17 protein-coding genes are annotated in these 23,577 nt (G+C 46.9%); 6 read left to right on the top strand and 11 right to left on the bottom strand.

The window, feature by feature from the left end:
- Nucleotides 1-8: 8 nt before the first annotated feature.
- From carB to gloB, 5 genes are all read right to left on the bottom strand, one after another.
- Nucleotides 9-3,272: a carbamoyl-phosphate synthase large subunit gene (carB, locus tag DN92_RS04725; protein ID WP_173960168.1), complete on the bottom strand. Its 3,264-nt coding sequence runs from the start codon at nucleotides 3,270-3,272 to the stop codon at nucleotides 9-11.
- Entirely contained in the window at nucleotides 3,272-4,465 is a 1,194-nt protein-coding gene (gene carA, locus DN92_RS04720; protein WP_173961255.1) for a glutamine-hydrolyzing carbamoyl-phosphate synthase small subunit, read from the bottom strand. Before carA ends, carB begins: the two co-directional genes overlap by 1 nt.
- Before the next feature lie 243 nt (nucleotides 4,466-4,708).
- Nucleotides 4,709-6,592, bottom strand: coding sequence for a propionate--CoA ligase (locus DN92_RS04715; RefSeq protein WP_173960167.1), 1,884 nt, complete (start codon nucleotides 6,590-6,592; stop codon nucleotides 4,709-4,711).
- A 36-nt stretch (nucleotides 6,593-6,628) separates the two neighbouring features.
- Nucleotides 6,629-8,059 carry a transglycosylase SLT domain-containing protein gene (locus DN92_RS04710; RefSeq protein ID WP_254598346.1) on the bottom strand — a complete coding sequence of 477 codons (1,431 nt, stop codon included), beginning with the start codon at nucleotides 8,057-8,059 and terminating at the stop codon, nucleotides 6,629-6,631.
- On the bottom strand, nucleotides 8,059-8,868 hold the full coding sequence (gene gloB, locus DN92_RS04705) for a hydroxyacylglutathione hydrolase (RefSeq protein WP_173960166.1): 810 nt from the start codon (nucleotides 8,866-8,868) through the stop codon (nucleotides 8,059-8,061). Before gloB ends, DN92_RS04710 begins: the two co-directional genes overlap by 1 nt.
- A 6-nt stretch (nucleotides 8,869-8,874) precedes the next feature.
- Between gloB and DN92_RS04700 the strand changes: the two genes are divergently transcribed.
- The 5 genes from DN92_RS04700 (at nucleotide 8,875) to dnaQ (ending at nucleotide 15,459) form a co-directional block, all read left to right on the top strand.
- The gene (locus DN92_RS04700) at nucleotides 8,875-9,690 is read left to right on the top strand and encodes a class I SAM-dependent methyltransferase (protein WP_173960165.1); all 816 of its coding nucleotides are present in this window, start codon (nucleotides 8,875-8,877) and stop codon (nucleotides 9,688-9,690) included.
- A 4-nt stretch (nucleotides 9,691-9,694) separates the two neighbouring features.
- Nucleotides 9,695-10,150, top strand: a complete 456-nt coding sequence (gene rnhA / locus DN92_RS04695; RefSeq protein ID WP_173960164.1) for a ribonuclease HI — start codon at nucleotides 9,695-9,697, stop codon at nucleotides 10,148-10,150.
- A 115-nt stretch (nucleotides 10,151-10,265) separates the two neighbouring features.
- Complete coding sequence (locus tag DN92_RS04690; RefSeq protein ID WP_173960163.1) at nucleotides 10,266-11,660, top strand: efflux RND transporter periplasmic adaptor subunit; 1,395 nt, start codon at nucleotides 10,266-10,268, stop codon at nucleotides 11,658-11,660.
- Nucleotides 11,657-14,755 carry an efflux RND transporter permease subunit gene (locus tag DN92_RS04685; protein ID WP_173960162.1) on the top strand — a complete coding sequence of 1,033 codons (3,099 nt, stop codon included), beginning with the start codon at nucleotides 11,657-11,659 and terminating at the stop codon, nucleotides 14,753-14,755. The genes DN92_RS04690 and DN92_RS04685 overlap by 4 nt, the downstream gene beginning before the upstream one ends.
- Entirely contained in the window at nucleotides 14,755-15,459 is a 705-nt protein-coding gene (gene dnaQ, locus DN92_RS04680) for a DNA polymerase III subunit epsilon (protein WP_173960161.1), read from the top strand. Before DN92_RS04685 ends, dnaQ begins: the two co-directional genes overlap by 1 nt.
- On the opposite strand, the gene DN92_RS04675 is transcribed toward dnaQ, so the two are convergent.
- Genes DN92_RS04675 through DN92_RS04660 form a run of 4 tightly spaced genes read right to left on the bottom strand, consistent with a single transcriptional unit; the run spans nucleotide 15,456 to nucleotide 20,505 of the window.
- Nucleotides 15,456-17,522 (bottom strand): O-linked N-acetylglucosamine transferase, SPINDLY family protein, encoded by a 2,067-nt coding sequence (locus DN92_RS04675; protein WP_173960160.1) that lies wholly within the window; start codon nucleotides 17,520-17,522, stop codon nucleotides 15,456-15,458. The genes dnaQ and DN92_RS04675 overlap by 4 nt on opposite strands.
- Before the next feature lie 14 nt (nucleotides 17,523-17,536).
- Entirely contained in the window at nucleotides 17,537-18,622 is a 1,086-nt protein-coding gene (locus tag DN92_RS04670) for a tartrate dehydrogenase (protein ID WP_173960159.1), read from the bottom strand.
- Between the two features lie 44 nt (nucleotides 18,623-18,666).
- Nucleotides 18,667-19,326 (bottom strand): SprT family zinc-dependent metalloprotease, encoded by a 660-nt coding sequence (locus tag DN92_RS04665; RefSeq protein ID WP_173960158.1) that lies wholly within the window; start codon nucleotides 19,324-19,326, stop codon nucleotides 18,667-18,669.
- Between the two features lie 57 nt (nucleotides 19,327-19,383).
- A complete protein-coding gene (locus DN92_RS04660; RefSeq protein ID WP_173960157.1) occupies nucleotides 19,384-20,505 on the bottom strand; it encodes an NADH:flavin oxidoreductase/NADH oxidase in 1,122 nt (373 codons plus the stop codon).
- A gap of 151 nt (nucleotides 20,506-20,656) precedes the next feature.
- On the opposite strand from DN92_RS04660, the gene DN92_RS04655 reads away from it, so the two are divergent.
- A complete protein-coding gene (locus DN92_RS04655; protein ID WP_173960156.1) occupies nucleotides 20,657-22,177 on the top strand; it encodes a CoA-acylating methylmalonate-semialdehyde dehydrogenase in 1,521 nt (506 codons plus the stop codon).
- 114 nt (nucleotides 22,178-22,291) lie between these two features.
- Here DN92_RS04655 and DN92_RS04650 read toward each other — a convergent pair whose 3' ends face one another.
- Both DN92_RS04650 and DN92_RS04645 read right to left on the bottom strand, forming a co-directional pair.
- The gene (locus tag DN92_RS04650; protein WP_173960155.1) at nucleotides 22,292-22,831 is read right to left on the bottom strand and encodes a DUF1178 family protein; all 540 of its coding nucleotides are present in this window, start codon (nucleotides 22,829-22,831) and stop codon (nucleotides 22,292-22,294) included.
- 61 nt (nucleotides 22,832-22,892) lie between these two features.
- Nucleotides 22,893-23,495: an NUDIX domain-containing protein gene (locus tag DN92_RS04645; protein WP_173960154.1), complete on the bottom strand. Its 603-nt coding sequence runs from the start codon at nucleotides 23,493-23,495 to the stop codon at nucleotides 22,893-22,895.
- Between the last annotated feature and the right edge of the window lie 82 nt (nucleotides 23,496-23,577).

The raw sequence follows: 23,577 nt of genomic DNA, 5'->3' as shown, positions 1-23,577 counted from the left end.
AACTTGAATTAATTAAGAGTCTGATGCAGATTCTGCAATGAATATACTTCAAGAGACCCTTTATTGCCATTCTGTGATGTCATCAATCCATCCATGACCGCACGTGCGGCGCTAATAGTGGTGTAATAAGTCACATTATTCGCTTGCGCACTAGTACGAATCGAACGTGAATCCGCAATCGCAGTACGAGTTTCATCAACAGTGGTAAACACGAGTGAGATCTCACCATTCTTGATTAAGTCAACGATATGTGGGCGACCGTCTTTTACCTTATTCACGACTCGAACCGGTAAACCAGCTGCTTCAATTGCAGCAGCAGTCCCTTTCGTGGCCACCATTGGGAATCCCAGCTGATGCAAGAGTTTTGCGACCTCAACTGCCTTGGGCTTATCACTGTCTTTTACTGTTAGCAATACTGTTCCGCTTTTCGGCAACTTAACACCGGCGCCTAACTGAGACTTAAAGAGTGCCTCACCAAATGTTTTGCCCACACCCATGACCTCGCCGGTAGAGCGCATCTCTGGCCCCAGGATTGGATCAATGCCTGGGAATTTATTAAATGGAAACACAGCTTCTTTTACAGAAAAGTAAGGGGGCTTGATTTCATTCAGGATACCCTGCTGCTCCAAGGTTTGACCAACCATACAACGAGCGGCAATCTTAGCTAATTGCAAACCCGTCGCCTTAGATACAAATGGTACGGTACGGGAGGCACGCGGGTTTACCTCAAGCACGTAAATGACATCTTTACCGTCAACATTCTGGATTGCAAACTGTACGTTCATTAAACCAACAACATTAAGACCCTTGGCCATCGCGGCAGTTTGGCGCTTGATTTCTGCAATGGTCTCATCAGACAAAGAATAAGGTGGCAATGAACAGGCGGAGTCACCAGAGTGAACTCCAGCTTGCTCAATATGCTCCATTACGCCACCGATAAACACTTGTTGACCATCGCTGATGCAATCGACATCACACTCAATGGCATCGTTTAAAAAACGATCCAATAAAACGGGTGAGTCATGGGAGACCTTTACTGCTTCACGCATGTAACGCTCGAGATCGCGGCCGTCATGAACAATTTCCATGGCGCGACCACCCAGTACATAGGAAGGACGAACAACGAGTGGATAACCAATTTCTTCTGCGAGTTTAAGAGCCTCGTCTTCAGCACGCGCAGTACGATTAGGCGGCTGACGCAAGTTCAGCTCATGCAACAACTTCTGAAAGCGCTCACGATCTTCTGCAGCATCAATCATGTCTGGTGATGTGCCAATAATAGGAACGCCATTAGCCTCAAGATCCAGTGCCAACTTCAAAGGAGTCTGACCACCATACTGCACGATCACACCTTTGGGTTTTTCAATCGCAACGATTTCTAAAACATCTTCGAGGGTCAATGGTTCAAAGTACAAACGATCCGAAGTATCGTAGTCAGTAGAAACGGTTTCTGGGTTGCAGTTCACCATAATGGTTTCGTAGCCATCTTCACGCATGGCAAGAGCCGCGTGGACGCAGCAATAGTCGAACTCAATACCTTGGCCAATACGGTTTGGACCACCACCTAAGACCATAATTTTGTCTTTAGTACTTGGATTGGATTCACACTCGCCATGCTCTGCTTCATAGGTGGAATACAAGTATGCAGTGTTAGTTGAAAATTCAGCCGCACAGGTGTCTACCCGCTTATATACAGGCAATACTTTGAGACGATGACGGGCTGCACGTACTGAGGAAGCATCCACCCCCAATAATTTCGCTAAGCGGCGATCCGAAAAACCTTTTTGCTTGATGAAGCGCAACTCAGGAGCAGACAAGCTATCGATCTTGCGCTGCTTTAGCTCAGTTTCCATCGTGATGAGCTCTTCGATCTGCTCCAAGAACCAAGGATCTATTTTAGTCTCGTTGTAAACCTCATCGAGACCCATACCCATACGGAAAGCATCAGCCAAATACCAAATACGATCTGGGCCTGGCTCGCCGATCTCTTGAATGATGTCATCGAGGTCTGTAGAAACTTCATCGAGACCATCAACACCAACCTCGAGGCCTCGAAGCGCTTTCTGGAAAGACTCTTGGAAGGTGCGACCGATCGCCATCACCTCACCTACGGATTTCATCTGCGTAGTTAAACGAGAATCAGCCTGGGGGAATTTCTCAAACGCAAAGCGCGGAATCTTAGTCACAACGTAATCGATTGAAGGCTCAAAGGATGCTGGAGTAGCGCCCCCAGTGATGTCATTTTTCAACTCATCCAGCGTATAGCCTACTGCCAGCTTGGCAGCAATCTTGGCAATCGGGAAACCAGTCGCTTTAGAGGCCAAAGCAGATGAACGTGAAACGCGTGGGTTCATCTCGATGACGATCATACGACCGTCAACTGGATTGATCGAAAACTGGACATTCGAGCCGCCAGTATCCACGCCGATCTCACGCAATACCGCAACTGAAGCATTCCGCAGAATTTGATACTCTTTATCAGTCAAAGTTTGCGCTGGAGCAACCGTAATCGAGTCACCGGTATGCACGCCCATTGGGTCCAAGTTTTCAATTGAGCAAACGATGATGCAGTTATCGGCGCGGTCACGCACGACTTCCATTTCAAACTCTTTCCAACCCAACAGAGACTCTTCAATCAACAGTTCACGGGTGGGCGACAAATCTAAACCACGTTTACAGATCTCTTCAAACTCTTCACGGTTATAGGCAATACCACCACCAGATCCACCCATCGTGAATGAAGGACGAATAACAACTGGAAAACCTAAGCTACCCGTTTCCTTCTGAATGCGCTGCTGTACTTCATGCGCCTCATCCATGGAGTGCGCAATACCAGACTTCGCAGAGCCTAGACCAATTTTGGTCATAGCATCTTTAAACTTCTGACGGTCTTCTGCTTTATCAATCGCCTCAGGTGAAGCGCCAATCAATTCGCAACCGTATTTTTCGAGAACACCATGGCGATGCAAATCGAGCGCGCAGTTCAAGGCAGTTTGACCACCCATCGTTGGCAAAATCGCATCGGGTTTTTCTGTGGCAATAATGCGCTCTACCACTTCCCAAGTAATTGGCTCAATGTAAGTCACATCCGCCATTTCTGGGTCAGTCATGATGGTCGCAGGATTACTGTTGACCAAAATGACTTTGTAGCCTTCATCACGCAAGGCTTTGCAAGCCTGCGCACCGGAATAGTCAAATTCACAAGCCTGTCCAATCACAATTGGACCAGCACCAATAATCAAGATACTCTGAATGTCGCTACGCTTAGGCATTATTTGCCCCCCTTATTACCAACAGCGGCAGCATTCATTAGCTCCACAAAACGATCAAATAAATAGGCAATGTCATGAGGACCTGGTGAGGCCTCAGGATGGCCCTGGAAACACAAAGCAGGTTTATCTTTCCAAGCAAGACCTTGCAAGGATCCGTCAAATAAAGAAACATGCGTGACACGAACGTTGTCAGGCAAAGAATTGGCATCAACAGCAAAACCATGATTCTGGGAAGTAATCGCCACGCGCCCGGTATCCAAATCTTTAACAGGATGGTTTGCACCGTGGTGACCAAACTTCATCTTCAGTGTTTTAGCACCAGCAGCTAAGCCCATGATTTGATGTCCCAAGCAGATGCCAAAAGTAGGAATACCCTTCTCAATGATTTCCTTAGCGGCAGTAATCGCGTAATCGCAAGGACCGGGGTCTCCAGGACCATTTGAGAAGAACACGCCATCGGGATTCATAGCAAATACCTCAGCGGCGGTAGTCTGCGCAGGCACTACGGTTAGCTCACAACCTCGCTCGGTCAGCATGCGCAAAATATTACGCTTGACGCCAAAATCATAAGCAACCACTTTTTTGATTGGCTTATTGGTATCCAAGGTTTTATATATTGGCCTATCCTCGGGACCATGCAGCTCCCACTCGGCTTCGCGCCATTGATAAGGCGTTGTAGTCGTTACGACTTTAGCCAGGTCTAAGCCGGACATACCAGGAAAGGCCTTCGCCAATTCCAAGGCTTTCTTGGCGAGGGTTTCTATGTCGTCACCCATCTTGCCAGCAACAATTGCACCAGACTGAGCACCTGTATCACGGAGGATACGGGTGAGCTTACGGGTATCGATACCGGATATCCCTACTACGCCCGCTTTGGTCAAATAACTGTCAAGACTTTCTTCAGAGCGGAAGTTCGAAACTCGCCTAGAGAGATCTTTTACAACCAGACCAGCAGCATGGATTCGATCTGACTCTGCATCCTGATGATTTACTCCAACGTTTCCAATATGGGGATACGTTAAGGTCACAATTTGGCGCGAGTAACTAGGATCGGTAATGATCTCTTGATAACCAGTCAGTGCGGTATTAAAAACCACTTCGCCGGTAGTTTCGCCAGGGGCGCCAATACTCAGACCGGGAAAAAGTGTGCCGTCGGCTAAAGCCAATACGGCGGGGGGAAAAGAAGGAAGCAAGGGTGACAAACCATCTCCAGTCCCTGCTCCATCCGACGCTCAACACCCCAAAAAGACCAACCCAGGACTGTTTGTGCGGGAGGTGAGTGTCTTTAAGCGCTAGGGTAATTTATTAAGTTTTGAACATGACAATGATACCAGTTTTACCTATAAACCCTTAGATTCCTAGCCACTTAGGCTGAGAGGGTAATAAGCCCCTGAGCCACAGGACTGAGAGGCTTATTTTGCTTAGAGCGAACCAGCTTAAGGCTGGGCGCCCTGCTCAATAATGGTCTTAATTTGAGCCAAAACGGACTGATCTTCCATCGTACTGATATCACCAGGATCGCGCCCTTCAGCAATAGCCTGCAGTGCCCGACGAACAATCTTGCCAGATCGGGTCTTGGGTAATGCGGTCACAATATATACCCGACCTGGACGAGCAATCGCACCCAATGTCTTGTCTACCGTCTTCATACACTCCGCCTCCAAGTTGGCAGTATTTGAAGCGTCTTTTGGAATGACAAAAGCAATGGCCGCCTGACCTTTCAGTTTGTCTTCAATACCTACCACCGCTACCTCAGAAATATTGGGATGACCAGAGATACTCTCTTCGATCTCACGGGTACCTAAGCGGTGTCCAGCAACGTTAATAACATCATCGGTTCGGCCCAAAATAAAGAAGTAGCCATCCGCATCCTTAATACCCCAGTCAAAAGTAGAGTAAATTGTTTTGCCGGGAATAGTCTCCCAATAGGTGCTAACGAAACGCTTGTCATCCCCCCAAACAGTTTGCATACAACCGGGGGGCAATGGACCTTCAATCGCAATCACACCCTTGCGATCTGGGCCCAATTCTTCTGATGTAGCGTCATCCAACAACTTCATGTTGTAGCCAAATGATGGGACACCAGGGGAGCCAAACTTATGCGGCATCACCTCTACACCACGCTGAATTGCCAACATAGGCCAACCAGTTTCAGTTTGCCAGTAGTTATCGACAATCGGTTTCTTAATCGCATCATGAATCCATGTCGCCGTTGGCTCATCCAAAGGCTCACCCGCCAGGAACAGGGCTTTCAAGCTGGAAAGATCATATTTTGTAAGAAATGCAGGATCCTGCTTCTTGAGAACGCGTACCGCTGTTGGAGCAGAGAACATCACAGATACTTTGTATTTCTCAACCAATTCCCACCAGATACCCGCATCAGGACGCAGTGGCGTACCCTCATACAGGATGGTTGCCATACCATTAATAAGCGGTGCATAAATAATGTAGCTATGACCTACGACCCAGCCAATATCGGATGTACAGAACATCGTCTCACCAGGATTACCACAAAAAATATGCTTCATAGTTGAAGCCAGCGCAACTGCGTAACCACCTGTGTCCCGCTGCACACCCTTCGGCTTACCAGTAGTACCCGAGGTATACAAAATATAAGATGTATGAGTCGCGTCAACCCATTCAATTGGCACTAGATCGTTGAGGTGTTTTTGGCGCTCAGTGGCGTAATCCAGATCACGCCCAGCCACCATGGTGAACTCAGCAAGACCGCGATTAACGATCAAGACTTTTTCGGGTTTGTAGTGAGCTAGAGTAATTGCTTCATCCAATAATGGCTTATAAGGTACTGCCTTACCGCCACGGGATCCAGCCTCGGCAGTCACAATCATTATGGGTTTTGCATCATCGATGCGGGACGCCAAACTATGCGAGGCAAATCCACCAAACACTACCGAGTGAATTGCACCAATACGTGCACAGGCAAGCATTGCAAAACAAGCTTCAGCAATCATCGGCATATAAATCAATACACGATCGCCTTTTTGCACTCCATTGGCTTTGTAAATAGCAGCTATGCGATTCACCTCTTCGTAGAGCTCTTGGAATGTATAAGCTTTTTCTAAATTCGTTTCCGTTGAAACGGCAACTAGAGCAATTTGATTGGGGCGATCTTTAAGGTGACGGTCGACTGCGTTGTAGCAAAGATTGGTGAGACCCCCTTCAAACCATTTGGCAAACGGCGGGTTTGCATAATTCAGAACCTTGTTAAATGGTTTTTCCCAATGAATGAGCATTGCCTGCTCTCCCCAGAAGCCTTCTGGGTCTTTAATGGAGCGTTCGTGTTCTGATTTATAGGACATGGTCAACCTAAACAAGTAAGTAAAAAAGTTCTGAAATTACTGAATCTTGCTAGCCCCTTTGGCGTTCGTTGTCTTCACTAAAGGGCTAGCTGCTGTCGTAGTGCTATTTTTCGCAGATTTTGCAAGCCCTGTCGATGCGGATTTATGCTGAGATGCAGCATTATTTGCAGAGGAATTACCCTTAGTTGCCCCTTTTGCAGATTTCACAACCGGGCATTTGGCCCCTTTTGCACATTTTTGAGGGGCTGGAGCTGGCGGAGGTGCTGGCTTGACCAGGCTCAGACTGCCATTCTCAGCCATCACCGACGAAATATCTCCTGGGCGAAGGCTAGTTTTAGGCACTATTACAGTCGACCCCGAACGAATACGCATGCCTTTGGGGATGTCATTAATTGCACGCAAAGTATCAACATCAACACCCAGCGTCTTGGCAGCCTGGTCTACGCTTTCTGTCTTGCTGACTTGAACTGCAGTCCATGAGGACAGCGGTTTGGTGTACTTGCGAAGGTTTTCTTGAAAGATTTCTGCATGTCCGAATGGCAACAAAATCTGTTGATTGGCATTACTCAAAATGACTGGCTTATTAAAAGAGGGATTCAGACTATGAAACTCTGCATCCGGAATCTCGCTTAACTTCACCACCAAATCAACATCAATATCAGACCCAACATCTACCGCCACAAAGTAAGGGTGATTTTCCAGTTCGGGCAAAACAATACCGTAGGCCTGTGGATCCAACACAATCTGTCGATAAGCCATTAACTTGGGCACATAGTTCCGAGTCTCATTGGGCATTTTGAGACTCAGATAGTCCGTTGGAAGTCCTGCAGCAAGATTGCGTTTCTGCGCTTTAGAGACATTGCCCTCACCCCAGTTGTAAGCAGCTAGGGCTAAATCCCAGCTTCCAAACTGTTTATGTAGACGCTGTAGATAATCTAGCGCCGCATCCGTAGATTGCAGCACATCTCTACGCTCATCCCTAAAAACATTTTGCGTCAACCGAAAATCTTTACCGGTAGCGGGCATAAACTGCCACAAACCCATCGCTTTTGCACTCGATTTGGCAGGCATTACAAAGGCACTCTCCACAAAAGGAAGCAAGGCAATTTCGGTTGGCATCTTACGTGCATTTACCTCTTGCACGATATAGAACAGATAGCGGGAAGAACGAGCCATCGAGCGATGCACGTAATCGGGTCGAGCACTCAACCAGCGCACTTGCGCGATCTCTAGGGGGGTGTTCATCGGCTCCATCTCAAAGCCATCCCGAATGCGGATCCATAGATTGCTTGATGGCGCATAAATATCGCTGACCGATTGATTTTGTAAGTTGACCCGCTTTGCTTTAGCTGCGCGCGGATCTTGACGTGTCGGCGTATCGGAAGACCAGTCCCCCGTGCTCGCACATCCTGAGAGCAAGGCAATCAGCAATACAGCCATGTAAGGCCACATCGAACGCCACGCCATCAGAAGCGGTCTTTCCAAGCTCGAATGACTGCTAAGACATGTGCACTTGTTGGAAGCAATTGCTCGCCAGAAACTTGTAATGCTGCGTCAATCACCTCTTTTTGATCACAGCGCATAAAGGGGTTAACTTGCAACTCTTGTCCAATCGTTGTGGGTAAGGTAGGTAAATTTTGTTCACGTAATGCTTGAGCAGTTTGTGCCCAAGTTATCAGGTTCGCATTATTGGGCTCCACTGCAAGAGCAAAACGAATGTTAGATAAGGTGTACTCATGAGTGCAATACACCAGAGTATTTTTTGGCAAGGCAATGAACTTCGCTAGAGACTGAGTCATCTGCGTTGGGGTGCCTTCGAATAAACGACCACATCCAGAGGCAAATAAGGTGTCACCACAAAACAGCATTGGCTCAACTACATTGGCCTGCATATTCGCGAAGTAAGCAATATGACTTAAGGTGTGTCCTGGTACCTCGTAGACCTCAAAGCTGATGCGTGGCGCGACTAGGCCAATCTTATCCCCCTCGAGCAGAGCATGAGTACGACCCGGAATATCGATCGTGGCTGGACCATACACCGGCACATGGGACCCTGCAGCCTGCATTAAGGATAGGATGCCGCCAGTATGGTCGGCGTGGTGATGGGTAATTAAAATACCCGTCAGAGTGAGTTTGTTTTGCTCAAGATATCTGATTACGGGCGTGGCATCACCTGGATCCACAATCAACGCCGATTGACCATCGTGAATGCACCAGATGTAATTGTCGTCAAAAGCCGGTATCGGCCAAACCTGCAATAAAGTATTCTTCACCATAGACTCATGATACCAACCATCCCCTCCCCATCTCAGATGCCTGCCCCACCCTGGAGTTCTTGGGAAAAGTGGCTCCAGTCCCCTCCTGGTCAATATGTTCTTGCCTGGGAGCAAAAATGCTTCAATCAAATTGTGGCTGATGTCTTTGGTTTTTATGCCGTCCAAGTTGGCTTGCCACAAATGAATACCCTCACAGAAAACCGCATGCCACTGCAAGCTCTACTGGTGGATGCCAATGATCGTCAAAAGGAAGTAAAGGGCTTTCACTGGCATCAGATTGAAGGGAATGCCAATGAACTGCCCTTTGCCTCCGAAACCATTGATTTATTGGTATTGCCACACGTCTTGGAATTTGCCGCCGATCCCCATCAAGTTCTGCGCGAGGCAGAGCGTGTGCTTCGCCCCGAAGGTCGCTTAATCATTTCGGGATTTAATCCGGCTAGTCTTTGGGGTATGCGCCAATATCTCAGTAGGTTGATTGGTAGCCCTTATTTGCCAAGGGATGGTCAATTTATTGGGCTTTTACGAATCAAAGACTGGCTCCAACTTCTAAACTTTTCTCTGGATCGTGGGCACTTTGGCTGCTATAAACTCCCGCTCAATGGGGAATCGGGTATGGCCAGAATGGATTTCCTAGAACCAGCAGGCAACCGCTGGTGGCCTATTTTTGGAGCTGTTTTCGTCGTTTCCGCCATCAAACGCCAACAAGGCATTCGCTTGATTGGCCAAGTTCAAGGCTTACGCATCCCAGCTATGACGCAGCTGAGTCCAGCCACTGAAAGCCGTCAGAATGCGGTCAATAGCCAAGACCCAGTAAATTAACGCTATGTCAGACACCAAAACACGCCCTCACATCATTATTTACACCGATGGTGCCTGCAAAGGCAATCCAGGCCCTGGTGGCTGGGGAGCCGTTCTTCGCTCCGGCGACCATGAAAAGCATCTTCACGGAGGTGCCGAACACACCACCAATAACCGCATGGAAATTAGTGCCGTCATTCATGCCCTAAGAGCCCTCAAGCAGACTAGCTCAGTAGAGCTTTGGACTGACTCGCAATATGTCCAAAAAGGGGTTACTGAGTGGCTTGAGGGGTGGAAAAAAAGGGGTTGGAAGACCGCGAGCAAGGATCCCGTCAAAAATGCCGATTTATGGCAAGAATTAGATGCCTTAATCCCTGACCACCAGATTTCTTGGCACTGGGTCCGGGGACACAACGGTCACCCCGGAAATGAGCTTGCTGATCTGCTGGCAAACAAAGGCGTAGAGGAATTTCTGCCGTAAGGCAGGTCAAAGTACTGCCGCCCGTTCGTAACGGGCTTATGAGAGAATGAAAATATTCTGAGCGGAGGAAAATTCACCGCTAAAACCCTATAAAACCAAGAAAAACGCCGAAACCGTGTCAACAATTGAATCTGCACTCGATAAGGCAATCGCCAAGCTCCCAATGCTGAAAAACTGGGTCATGGGTCACCTATGCGCTCTCTGGAAAAAAGCCTCCCCGATATTTGCTCAGCTCAAAAAATTAGACTACTCCACGGTCAAAGCATTTACCCTTAAATACAAATGGCGCATTCTGTTGGTGTTGATCATTTTGTATGCTGGATTGAAAGCCTACGACTACTTTTTTCCAGCCAGCGGCAAACCGGCTGGTGGCGCGCAAACCATTACCAGTGTCATAGTAGAAAAAAAGGATATTCCCCTCATCATCGAAGCCACGGGAACAATCATTTCTAGCAGTATTGTGGATATTCGTCCAATGATTACCAGCATGGTGAAGACCATTCACGTGAAGGATGGGCAAGAGGTGAAAGAAGGTGAGCTCCTGTTTACCTTGGATGATCGGAACGATAGAGCCAACTATGAAAGATTAAAAGCACTAGCTGACGATGCGCAGCAGCAGTATCTGCGTGCCAAGGAATTAGTTACTAAAAATTTCATCTCCAAAGCAGGTTTAGAGACCTCCCTTGCGAATGCAAAATCTGCCCAAGCCGCTGCCCGATCAGCTGAAGTCCAACTCTCTTATGGATCTATTCGCTCACCAATCGCTGGGCGCGCAGGCATTGTGAATGTATTTCCAGGATCACTGGTGCAAGCTAGCAACATCGTCACAACAGCGACCAGCTCAACAGCAACCTCTAGCGTTGGATCTATGGTGACCATTACCAAATTGAACCCCATTAATGTTCAGTTTGTAGTGCCCGAAAAAGATATTCCATTGCTAATGGATGGTAAACAATCCGATGCGCCACTTAAGGTCAAAGTCAGCGTTGGCAATGATTCAAAATCTGTTTATGAGGGTGAAGTGCTGGTCATTGATAACCAGGTTGATCCGAGCATCGCAGCCGTGCGTGTTCGCGCTCAAATCCCCAATGACAAGATGTCTCTATTGCCCGGACAATTTGCGCGAGTTCAGCTCAATGCCAATACCCTAAAAGATGCAATTGCAGTTCCTACTGAGGCGATCGTGATCAGCCCTAAAGGTAGAGTTGTTTATCTGGTGGATAAAGACGACAAGGTGGTAGCCAAACCCATTAAGGTTGTTTATGAATACCAAGGCAGTTCAGTCATCTCCGGTATTCAGGCAGGCGATAGCGTTGTGATTGAGGGCAAGCAAAATCTGCGTCCTGGCGGCAAGGTTCGTGAGGCCAAAAAAGTTGCTGCTAAGCCAGGCTCCAAACCAACCGAAACTCCTGCTGCTGCTGCCACCCCAGCCACTCCTGCTAGTCCGGGTGCTCCGGTTGCTCCGGCTGCTCCAACTGTTGCCAGCCCCTCTTCTACTGAGAAAAAATGACGCTCTCTGAATTATGTATTAGACGCCCCGTGATGACGGTGCTGCTGTCTATCTCAACAGTGATTGCAGGTACCGTCGCCTATTTCAACATTCCTGTTGCAGCCCTTCCAAGCTTCAATACGCCCATTATTTCGGTTAGCGCGAGTCTTCCCGGCGCAGCACCAGAAAATATGGCGTCTTCAGTGGCACTACCGCTTGAAAAAGAATTCGCCACTATTGATGGCATCAAAGTCATTAGTTCAACAAATACGCTCGGCTCTACTAGCATCACCTTAGAGTTTACGAATGAACGAGATATTGATAAAGCTGCAGTAGATGTTCAGGCAGCCTTGCTCCGAGCGCAGCGCAGACTCCCAATTGAAATGACGGTTCCTCCGTCATATCGCAAAATCAATCCTGCGGATACAGCAGTACTTGTCGTTCGGATGAGCTCACCGTCAATGAGCCTGTCAGAGATCAATGATTACGCAGAAAATCTATTGGCTCCGAATATCGCCACTATTAGCGGCGTATCTCAGGTAGTCGTTTATGGCGCAAAACGCTATGCGGTGCGGGTCAGCGTGCGTCCAGATGCATTGGGTAATCGCAATATCACCATGGAAGAGTTGGCTACCGCAATCAATAAGGCCAATACTAATAGTCCAGTAGGTACCTTGGATGGCCCACGCCAACTAATTACGATTTATGCCAATCCCCAACTTGTCAAAGCGGAAGAATTTGCCGGCCTCGTCATTGCACAACGCAATGGTCTACCAGTCTATTTACGTGATGTTGCAGATGTGCAGGAAAGCTTTGAGGATGTGAGAACCTTTGCTACTTCTGGCGGCGAACGCTCTATTGCCGTTGCCATCCTGCGCCAACCCAATGCGAATACAGTGGACGTAGTTGCAGCTGTTAAAAAACTACTGCCTACATTTAAAGAGCAAATGCCCGCCTCAATTAATTTAACGTTAATTAACGATCGCTCGCTCTCCATTATTGAAGCGATTCATGATGTCAACATTACATTGGTATTTACTATCCTGTTGGTAGTTTTAGTGATCTTCTTATTTCTCAAGCGGATCTCAGCGACTTTAATACCCTCTATTAGCTTGCCCATCTCGCTCATCGGCGCATTTTTTCTGCTCTACATCATGGGATACAGCCTAGATAACATCTCGTTACTGGGTATCACTCTTGCAGTTGGCTTGGTTGTAGACGATGCAATTGTGGTGCTAGAAAATATCATGCGCTACATAGAGCAAGGTATGGATCCACTGAAGGCCTCCTTGAAAGGCAGTAAAGAGGTCGGCTTCACCATCATCTCGATTTCTATCTCTTTGGTTGCAGTATTCATACCGCTATTTTTTATGGCGGGTCCAATTGGACTTCTCTTTAGAGAATTCGCGGTAGTAGTCTCCCTGTCCATTCTGGTCTCAGCCTTGGTCTCACTGACTATCGTGCCAATGCTCTGTAGCCGCTTCCTACCCAAGCCTGGTGACCATCCAAAAGAATATGCCATCACGAAAAAATTTGATCGACTGTTTGACTGGTCCCTCAAGACCTATATTCACTACCTAGATCTAGCCTTAGACAATCGAAAAAAAGTATTGTGGGGGGCGGTAGCTAGCCTTTTCATCACTATTTACTTGTTTTCAAATAGTCCTAAAGGGTTCTTTCCAGAAGAAGACCTCGGGCAAATTACAGCTACTACAGAGGCTGCTGAAGATACATCCTTTAAAACGATGCTGGCGCTTCAAGATCGCGCTGCTGAGATTGTGAATAACGATCCCAACGTAGCCAACTCGATTTCTATTCTAGGTGGTGGCCAAAGTTCTGGCCGCAACACAGGGCGCTTCTTCATCATTCTGAAACCCAAGGGTGATCGAGAAAAAATGAGTAAGGTCATTGAAGGTCTAAGAAATAAGTTCAAAGATATTCCAGGCCTACAGGTATACATGCGCCCGGTTCAAAACTTACAACTAGGCGGTAGAAGCAGTAAGAGTCGCTATCAATTTACACTGCAAAGCGTAGGCTTTGAAGGCGTCAATGAGTGGGCTGACAAGATGATGGATAAGATACGCGCTAATCCTATCTTTAGAGATGTGACAAGCGATTCCAAAATGAAAGGTCTTAATGTCAAAATTGAGATCAATCGCGAACAAGCTGCTATTGCTGGTGTGACTATTGCTGACATTCGTAGCGCACTGTACAACTCGTTTGGAGAGCGCCAGGTATCCACCATCTATACCCCAGTCAATACGTATTATGTCATTCTGGAAACTGCAGAAAATGATCGACAGTTTGAAACGGATTTAAATAAGGTCTACGTCAGGGGTCGCGCAACGGATAAGCTTATTCCTCTATCTAGCCTGGCTAGTTTTGTTCGTACCGTCGGACCCACGGCCGTAAACCATCAAGGCCAAATTCCAGCGGTAACGATTTCATTTAACCTTGCACCAGACGTTTTCTTGGGTGATGCAACCAAGGCTATTGATGGGTATGAAAAAGAGATAGGGCTTCCCCCTTCCATCATTACGAGCTATGGTGGTGATGCTGCAGTATTTAAAGACAATCAAACCGGTCAAGTGATTTTGATTTTGGCAGCCCTTGGTGTTATCTATATTTTGTTGGGCGTTCTCTATGAGAGCTACATTCATCCCCTCACCATTCTGGCCGGCCTCCCATCAGCGGCGATTGGCGCGATTCTAGCTCTGCGTATTTTTGGCTTTGAGCTCACCATCATCGCCTCGATTGGCATCTTATTGCTAATTGGTATTGTCAAAAAGAATGCAATCTTGATGATTGACTTTGCCCTCGATGCCCAACGTAATCGAGGAATGACTCCGGAAATGGCTATTCGTGAAGCCTGTATCTTGCGTTTTAGGCCAATCATGATGACAACGATTGCTGCGCTCATGGGCGCACTGCCGATTGCATTAGGCTTAGGTGCTGGAGCAGAGTTGCGTCAACCTTTAGGCATTAGCGTAGCGGGTGGATTAATCTTCTCGCAGTTCGTCACCCTCATCATTACCCCCGTGATCTATCTATATTTAGATAAATATGCCGGTAAGGGTCCTATGGAAATCCCTCAATCCGTGTTGGAAGGCACCTAATGCGTCAAGTTATTCTCGATACTGAAACCACTGGACTCAACCCCGCTACAGGCGACCGTATTATTGAAATCGGTTGCGTTGAAATGGTAGGGCGTCGATTAACCGATCGTACTTTCCATTACTACATTAATCCTGAACGTGATATTGATCCTGGCGCATTTGCCGTTCACGGGCTTTCACGTGAATTCCTGTCAGATAAGCCGGTCTTTGCCAATATCGTTGAAGAACTGATTGAATTTGTTGATGGCGCCGAAGTGGTAATTCATAACGCCGCATTTGACTTGGGCTTTTTGGATAATGAATTTACTTTACTCAAGCGCCCTACTTTTAGAGGTCTTGCTTCAAAAATTACCGACACGCTCTTAGATGCCCGTCAAATGTTCCCAGGCAAGCGCAACTCACTGGATGCACTCTGTGAGCGATTTTCAATTAGCAATCAACATCGAACCTTGCACGGCGCTCTATTGGATGCCCAGCTATTAGCCGAGGTCTATGTGGCAATGACACGGGGTCAAGAGGATCTCTCTATTGATCTGGTTGATTACACGGTAGGTACTGATGCTTCTGGGCAAATGAAAGCTCTACCAAACAATCTCAAGCTAGTGATAGCCAGTCAAGAAGATTGCCAGTTACATGAAAAGATATTGGACGAGATTGCAAAAGCAAGTAAAAGAAATTCTGTTTGGAGCACGGCTGAGATTTAATGTGATTTCGTTTTACTCACCAAACCAATATACAGAGACTCTAGATCCTGCACATATTGTCTTGTATTAAATAGGGGTGATTCATCTCGATTTGCTTCTAACTGTTGACGTATCGACTTTAGAGCACCTGGGTGGGTTGAAAATTCTAGCGCCTTAGCAACATACTCAGCCTCTGAATGGGCAATTAGCTCATTCAAACCTAATGCGTTAATCTGACTTGCGGCAACCCTTCCAGCAAAAGTACTGCCAATCAGCGTCAGTACTGGCAACCCGGCCCACAAGGCATCAGCAGCAGTCGCATGCGCATTGTAATTGGGCGTATCTAGAAATAAATCCGCTAACCGCAACCTGCCAAGGTGTTCTGATCGCTCCGGCATTCGACTTGCAAAAATTAATCTGCTCGAGTCAATCCCCCTGCTTTCCGCCTCTTGTTTAAGATTTTCAAGAGCCTCAGGAGCTGGCTTTGAGAGCCATAGAACACTTCCAGGAACATCCTGAAGAAGCCTCATCCAGAGATCAAAAATAGGTGGCGTAATCTTGTACGAGTTATTGAAGCAAGCAAATACAAAACCAGTCTCAGGTAACCCCTGGCTGAGCCTTGAAGGAAGGTCACCAAAATCCTCGACTGGAATACTCGTATCCACCGGGAAAAATGAATTAGGTAAATAAAGGATCTGTTCAGAGAAATGAATTTGGTGCTCAGGTGGAACTGCAATCTCATCCGCAATTAAGACATCATAAAAGTTAGCCCCAGATGTACCTGCATAGCCCAAATAATTAATCTGAATAGGTGCAAGTTTTCTACCAAACAATGAAGTTCTTGCTCCGCTCGTATGTCCATTCAGATCAATTGCTATATCTAGTGCACACCCAATGGCTAAATTCGAAGCTTCAGAATCACTCACACCATGAAGATAAAAGGTTTTGTCAAATGCATTAACTAACCGACCTTCAGTGACATCTCCAGTCGTAACGTTTAAAAAAAATCCGTAGAGCTCAAATTGCTCTCGATTATGATATTTGAGTAAATTCTCCATCAATATTCCGACAGGGTGAGCCTTAAAGTCTGATGAGAAGTATCCTATTCGAATTTTATTCCTATCATCACGCATAGGCGCCACAGGAGGGTCCGTATTTAAAAATGACACTCGATCATTAATAAATATTTCTGCGGCTAATTTTTGAAGCTCTAACGAGGCATCTGTTTGAAGAAGAATAAAGGGGTGTGCAACTTTTTTACCAAGCTCAGCATCTGAGGTTATTTTTGATGCTAAAGCTTGAGAAATATTCCAATCGCATCGACTGGTGGCTGCGCTGAATAATTGCCCAATCAGAAATGGGTGATCAGGCTTTAATGAGTATGCTTTTTGATACGCTTCATAATCACCAGAATCCTTTAGTTCTAATAAGGTATTGCCGTAATTCGACCATGCCTCAGCATAGTTCGGATTCAGCTCAAGCGCCCGCTCATGAGCTAATCTCGCCTCCTGGTAACGACTGAGGTCAAATAATGCATTACCATAATTAGTCCATGACTCAGCATAGTTCGGATTTAGCTCTAGCGCTTTTTCATAAGAAACTATTGCTTCTGCTGTAGATCCAGTCTCAGCCAAGAGATTTCCACGATTGGACCATGTTAGAAAATAGTTAGGGTCAACTTGCATCGCTTTTTCAAAACAAAACTGCGCATCCTGGAAATTCTTTACTTTGGCAAACGCAGTCCCCAAATCGGTCAAAATTTGTTTATTACCTGGAATTAATCGATCTAATTTTTTATAGGTTGCGATAGCTTCAGTATGCATGCAAGCATCGTGCTGAGCTTTCGCAAGATTCATTAACAGTTCAGAATTTTTTTGATCCTGTTGAGATGCCTTATAAAGCGGAACTACAGATTCAATAGATCTCCCCTGCATTGCAAGAGAAAGTCCATAAACCTGAAGTGCCACTAGATTAGTTGAGTTAACCTTCAGTAGCATTTTTGCCAGCCTTTCAGCTGTCTCTAAATTTTGCCCCTGAAATGCTTGCAACATCTGCTCATACAGTTTTTGGTGATGGGCATTCATAAACTAACTATTCATCAAATTGCTGCAGCAATAGCCTTACCCAAGTCATCCGTTTTTCCGGTGCCGCCTAAATCTGGCGTGAGAGGTGCCCCACCCGCAACCAAGACCTTCTCGATTGCATTAAAAATAGCTAATCCGGCTTCTGGGTAACCCAAGTGATCTAGCATCATCGACCCACTCCAAATTTGACCAATCGGATTAGCAATCATCTTGCCAAAGATATCGGGCGCAGAACCATGAACCGGCTCAAATAGTGATGGGAACTTACCCTCTGGATTAATGCTGCCAGATGGAGCTACAGCAATTGTGCCAGTACAGGCTGGACCCAAGTCAGACAAAATATCGCCAAACAAATTACTTGCAACAACAACATCAAAACGATCAGGGTTCATTACAAATTGTGCCGTCAAAATATCAATATGGTACTTATCCGTTCTCACCTCTGAAAACTGTTTTGACATTGCCTCAACTCGCTCATCCCAATAAGGCATAGTGATTGCGATGCCATTCGATTTAGTGGCAGAAGTTAAATGTTTTTTCGGGCGACTCTGAGCCAATTCATAGGCGTACTTGAGGATGCGATCGACACCATGACGTGTAAAGACGGATTCTTGAACAACAAATTCTCGATCTGTATCGGGGAACATTTTCCCACCGACGCTAGAGTACTCACCCTCAGTATTTTCACGAACTACAAAGAAGTCAATATCACCCGGCTTGCGATTGGCGAGAGGGCATGGGACGCCCGGCAATAATCGGACCGGCCGCAAGTTCACATACTGATCAAAAGAGCGGCGGAATTGAATCAAGCTACCCCACAATGAAACATGGTCAGGAAGGATATTCGGCATGCCTACTGCGCCAAAGAAAATGGCGTCATACTGCATCAGAGTTTCAAACCAATCATCCGGCATCATCTTGCCATGCTCGAGATAATAGTCACAGCTAGCAAAGTCAAAGTGATCGAACTGCATGCCAATATTAAATTTTTGATTGGCTACCTGCAGCGCACGCACACCCTCTGGCATCACTTCTTTTCCAATACCGTCGCCAGCAATCACTGCAATTTTCGGATTTTTAACAGGTTTCTTTGTGTTCATTGTTTAAGGTCTCATGGTCTTGTTGGTCTTAATGGGATATCGATTTAACTAATCGCACGACGTATCTCATCCGTCTTCGGCTTTGAGCCCGCAACAGATTCCGTATCGTGATCAGTCGTATTTTCAATTGTTTCTAGAACAGCTTCTTGCATTCGAATATTGTCTTTAGGACAAATAGGGGCGCCATAAGTGGCCCACTTCTTGAGTAAGGTGACTTCATAGCCACACTGCCCACACTTAGCCTTATTACGGATAGCATTACTGGGCCTGGGTGGCGGAAAAACAATTGCTTGGTGTGGATAAGGGCCAAGCTCTTGACTAATCATCATTAAGCGCACCATGAGCTCTTCAGTAGCATGGGCCATTCTGGCTGGTCCCTCCAAACCAACAGTTTGTGCAATTCCCTTAAAGTCTTCACCATGACCGCTAAAGCAATCATCCACAGCATGACAAAGTTCGTGTACAAGCGTGTCTAGGAGCTGAACAGGGTCATCTAACTTCGGAGAGATAAAGATCTCATTGACACCGCCGCCAGAGCGCTCACGTGGCCAGCATTGACCCAAGGTTGTTCTTGGACTACTGGAGGCTGGAAAACCACAAGAGACTCTTACCGGCGGAATGGCATACCCCGCCTTCGAAAAGACTGGCTCTAAATATCTAACGGCGTCTTCCAGCCAAGATTCTCGTAGAGAGTGTTGCTTCATAGGTAAGTCATTTCGGGTTTTGTTCGGTGGATCAATTCAAGACTGGGTAGCTTCTTATTATCGCTGCCCTACTTTGACATCACCAAAAATGGCTTGAGCCTCACGCGGTAGACAGCGCCAATAACGCTCATTAGACGGAACAGTGCCACCTAAAGCTGTAGCGGCCTCCCAAGCCCATCTTGGCTTGTATAAAAATGCACGCGCCAAAGCAATCAAATCTGCATCACCTGCTTGCAAAATTTCCTCAGCCTGCTTTGGCTCTGTAATAAGGCCGACAGTCATCGTAGGGATACCAGACCGGTCTTTCACAATCTTGGCAAACGGCACTTGATATTTTGGCCCAATCGCAATCTTTTGTAATGGAGAAATTCCACCAGAAGAGATATGAACAAAATTACATCCCAGTGGTTTTAGGCGAGCGGCAAAGTCGGCGGTCTCTTCAGGAGTCCAGCCACCCTCGATCCAATCGCTAGCAGAAATACGAATGCCCAATACGCCTTGATAGGCTGCTCTCGCCGCTTTAAATAATTCCAGAACAAAGCGAATGCGATTTTCATAGGAGCCGCCGTATTCATCGGTACGCTGATTGGCGATGGGTGACAGAAATTGATGCAAGAGATAGCCATGAGCCCCATGCAGCTCAATACCATCAACCCCGACGCGTTCTGCACGCTGCGCTGCAATAACAAAAGCGGTAATGAGCTCTGTCAACTCCGCTTGAGAGAGTTCATGTGGCAAACGCTCATCTTTTAACTGTGGGATGGCTGATGGAGCAACCATATCCCAGCCGCCCTGCTCTTTGGAGAGCAATTGACCCCCAGCCCATGGAGTGGAACTGGAGGCTTTACGACCAGCATGGGCCAGTTGGATAAATACTGGCGTAGCTGGGGCTAATTGACGGGCTCTATTAAGCTTATCTTTGAGGGCTGACTCCGTTCGGTCATCCCACAAGCCCAGGCAAGCAGGGGTAATACGCCCTTCGGGCGTAACGCCCGTAGCTTCAATAATGAAAAGTCCTGCGCCACTATTCAGCAGATTGCCCCAGTGCATCAGATGCCAGTCTTGGGCCTCGCCGTTTATTGCCGAGTACTGGCACATTGGCGCCACCACGATGCGGTTCGGGAGCTCTAATACCCCCTTAGGCGAGTTCAATTCGAAGCTAGAAAACAGAAGGCTCATATAAGGTCCAGGGGTGCTAAAAAAACGTGTCAGTGGTGAAAGGGATAAAATAGAACCCGTAGGATAAACGAGGCTAGCAGTTTTATAGAATATAGTTAAAGCCACTTTTATTAAACCTAAAATCCGTCAAAAAAACATAAAGTAAAATACTATGAGCGCACCACAAGCCTTTGAATCAAAAGAAGATATTGGCCACTTTGTTGGCGGTAAGCTAGTCAATCCTAAGGATGGCCGCTTTTCTGACGTATTCAACCCTTCAACAGGAGCGGTTGCTAGACGAGTAGCTTTAGCTAGCCGTAAAGAAGTTGATGATGTTGTTGCTGTTGCTCAAGCTGCCTTTCAGACTTGGGGTCAGACCTCCCCACTTCGCCGTGCGCGCATCATGTTCAAGTATCTTGAACTATTGAATGCCCACAAGGATGAATTGGCTGCAATCATTACCGCTGAGCACGGCAAGGTGTTTACCGATGCCCAAGGCGAAGTGACCCGCGGTATCGATATTGTGGAGTTTGCAACTGGAATACCCGAGCTCTTAAAAGGTGACTACACCGAGCAGGTTTCCACTGATATCGATAACTGGGTTATGCGACAGCCCTTAGGTGTGGTCGCTGGCATAACGCCTTTTAACTTCCCGGTCATGGTTCCGATGTGGATGTTCCCGGTAGCAATTGCCTGCGGTAATACTTTCATTCTCAAACCTAGCCCAACAGATCCATCTGCCTCATTGTTGATGGCCAAGCTTCTGAAAGAAGCTGGTTTACCAGACGGCGTATTTAACGTTGTTCAAGGTGATAAAGAGGCGGTAGATGCCTTGATCGAAAACCCAGATGTGAAAGCAGTCAGTTTTGTGGGTTCAACACCAATTGCGAACTACCTCTATGAGCGCTGTGCTCACTTTGGTAAACGTTCCCAAGCCTTGGGTGGTGCAAAGAACCACATGGTGGTCATGCCCGATGCCGATATCGATAAAACTATTGATGCCTTGATTGGTGCAGCCTACGGCTCTGCTGGTGAACGCTGCATGGCGATCTCAGTTGCAGTATTGGTAGGTGATGTTGCTGAAAAAATCATGCCAAAACTGATTGAGCGCACTAAGACGCTTAAGGTAAAGAATGGCATGGAGCTCGATGCTGAGATGGGTCCGATTGTTACTAAAGCAGCTTTAGAGCGTATCACTGGCTACATTGAGAGTGGCGTTGCTTCAGGTGCAAAGTTACTAGTGGATGGTCGTGGTTTAAAAGTACCAGGGCATGAGAATGGTTTCTTTATTGGTGGCACCCTCTTTGATGGTGTCACGCCAGATATGAAGATCTATCTTGAGGAAATCTTTGGGCCAGTACTAGCTTGTGTGCGCGTTGCGAATTTTACAGAGGCATTAAATTTAGTGAACTCCTGTGAATACGGCAATGGTGTTGCCTGCTTTACGAGTGATGGCAACATTGCCCGCGAGTTTGCACGTCGTGTTCAGGTTGGCATGGTTGGCATTAATGTACCTATCCCCGTACCTATGGCTTGGCATGGCTTTGGTGGCTGGAAGAAGTCCCTCTTTGGAGATATGCATGCCTATGGCAAAGAAGGTGTTCGCTTCTACACTAGGCAAAAGAGTGTCATGCAGCGTTGGCCAGAAAGCATTGCCAAAGGTGCAGAATTTGTGATGCCGACTTCGAAGTAATCAGTATGCAGCAGAGAAGATCTGCAAATAAAAATAGCGGCCTGTGGGTCGCTATTTTTTTACTCTGGTCAGATGGAGGTGAAGGCTAAAGTGGCTTCAATTCTGGAGTGTTAACTATTGCAAGGTATTTTTGAAGGCAGGCATCATGGGCATCGCCATCACTTCAATCCCCTCTTCGCGCAAAGCTTCGGCTTCATCTAGAGTGGTTTGCCCACGAATACTCCGTTCAGGAGATTCCTTGTAGTGAATTTTGCGAGCCTCTTCAGCAAAAGAGTTGCCAACATCCTCGGATCGCCCCATTAACTCACGCATACCCTTTAAGAAAGCTGCCTGTACTTGAGCCTCCAATTGAGAATGATCGCTACCGGTGAGAGCAACAACATCTCCGCTAATGGTGCCGTTCATAGTGTCACTGACACCGTTATTATCAGATACAGCAGGATTGATGGTGGTAAGCTCAGTTGAACTAGAGGCCTCTTTGCTAGAGCTAGATCTGCCAATATGCGGCGCAGATGGCATGCGAGTAATGTCAGTACTTTCACAAACGGGGCATGCGAGCATTCCCTTGTCTTGCTGAGCAAGGCAATCCTCTTCAGAGGCAAACCATCCCTCAAAGCGATGATCTAGTGGGCAAGCAAGGTTGTAAACTTTCATAAGACCTATATCGGGGCAAAAGTACAAAATTCAATAGCCCTATTTTAATAGGATTCTTAAATCATCCTTGGATGAGCTTAGGACTTACTAGACCGCGTCGGTAACGATCTAGCCAGTAAGTTGCTATTGTGGTCTTCACATCCGTAATCTCACCCTGCTCAACCCACTCCAGCAGCTGCTCAAGCGGTGAGGCGAATACATCCAAAAACTCTTCTTCATCTAAGTGGCTTTTACCCGAAACCAAGCCTTCAGCCAAGTAGATATCAATAAATTCAGTCGAGTAGGAAATTACCGGATGAATGCGACGAATGAAGCTCCATTTAGTCGCCGTGTAACCGGTCTCCTCTGCCAGTTCTCGCTGTGCGCATACGAGGTGACCTTCTTTAGGGTCTAGCTTTCCGGCTGGGATCTCAATACAAGCTTTTGCAATTGGATAGCGATACTGACGTTCCATAAGCACTCTACCGTCATCCAAGATTGCGAGAATAGCTACTGCACCAGGATGAGTAAGGTATTCACGTACAGCTTGATTTCCATCGGGCAGGCTCACTTGATCTCGCTTCATATTCAGAAAAATGCCACCATAGATATCTTCACCAGATAAGCGCTCTTCCCTTAAATGCACATCGCCAATCGGAAGGTCTTGAAACGATTTTTCAGTCATCATGCCTCTTTCGTATATTGAATAACCATCTTACAAAACTAGGATGACACCAAAAAGAAAGGCCCCTATTCGGAGCCCATCG

It is taken from the genome of Polynucleobacter arcticus, from assembly GCF_013307205.1.
GTDB classification, from domain to species: domain Bacteria; phylum Pseudomonadota; class Gammaproteobacteria; order Burkholderiales; family Burkholderiaceae; genus Polynucleobacter; species Polynucleobacter arcticus.
The sequence above is the reverse complement of the archived record's forward strand: the minus strand, read 5'-3'. Positions and strand labels throughout refer to the sequence as shown.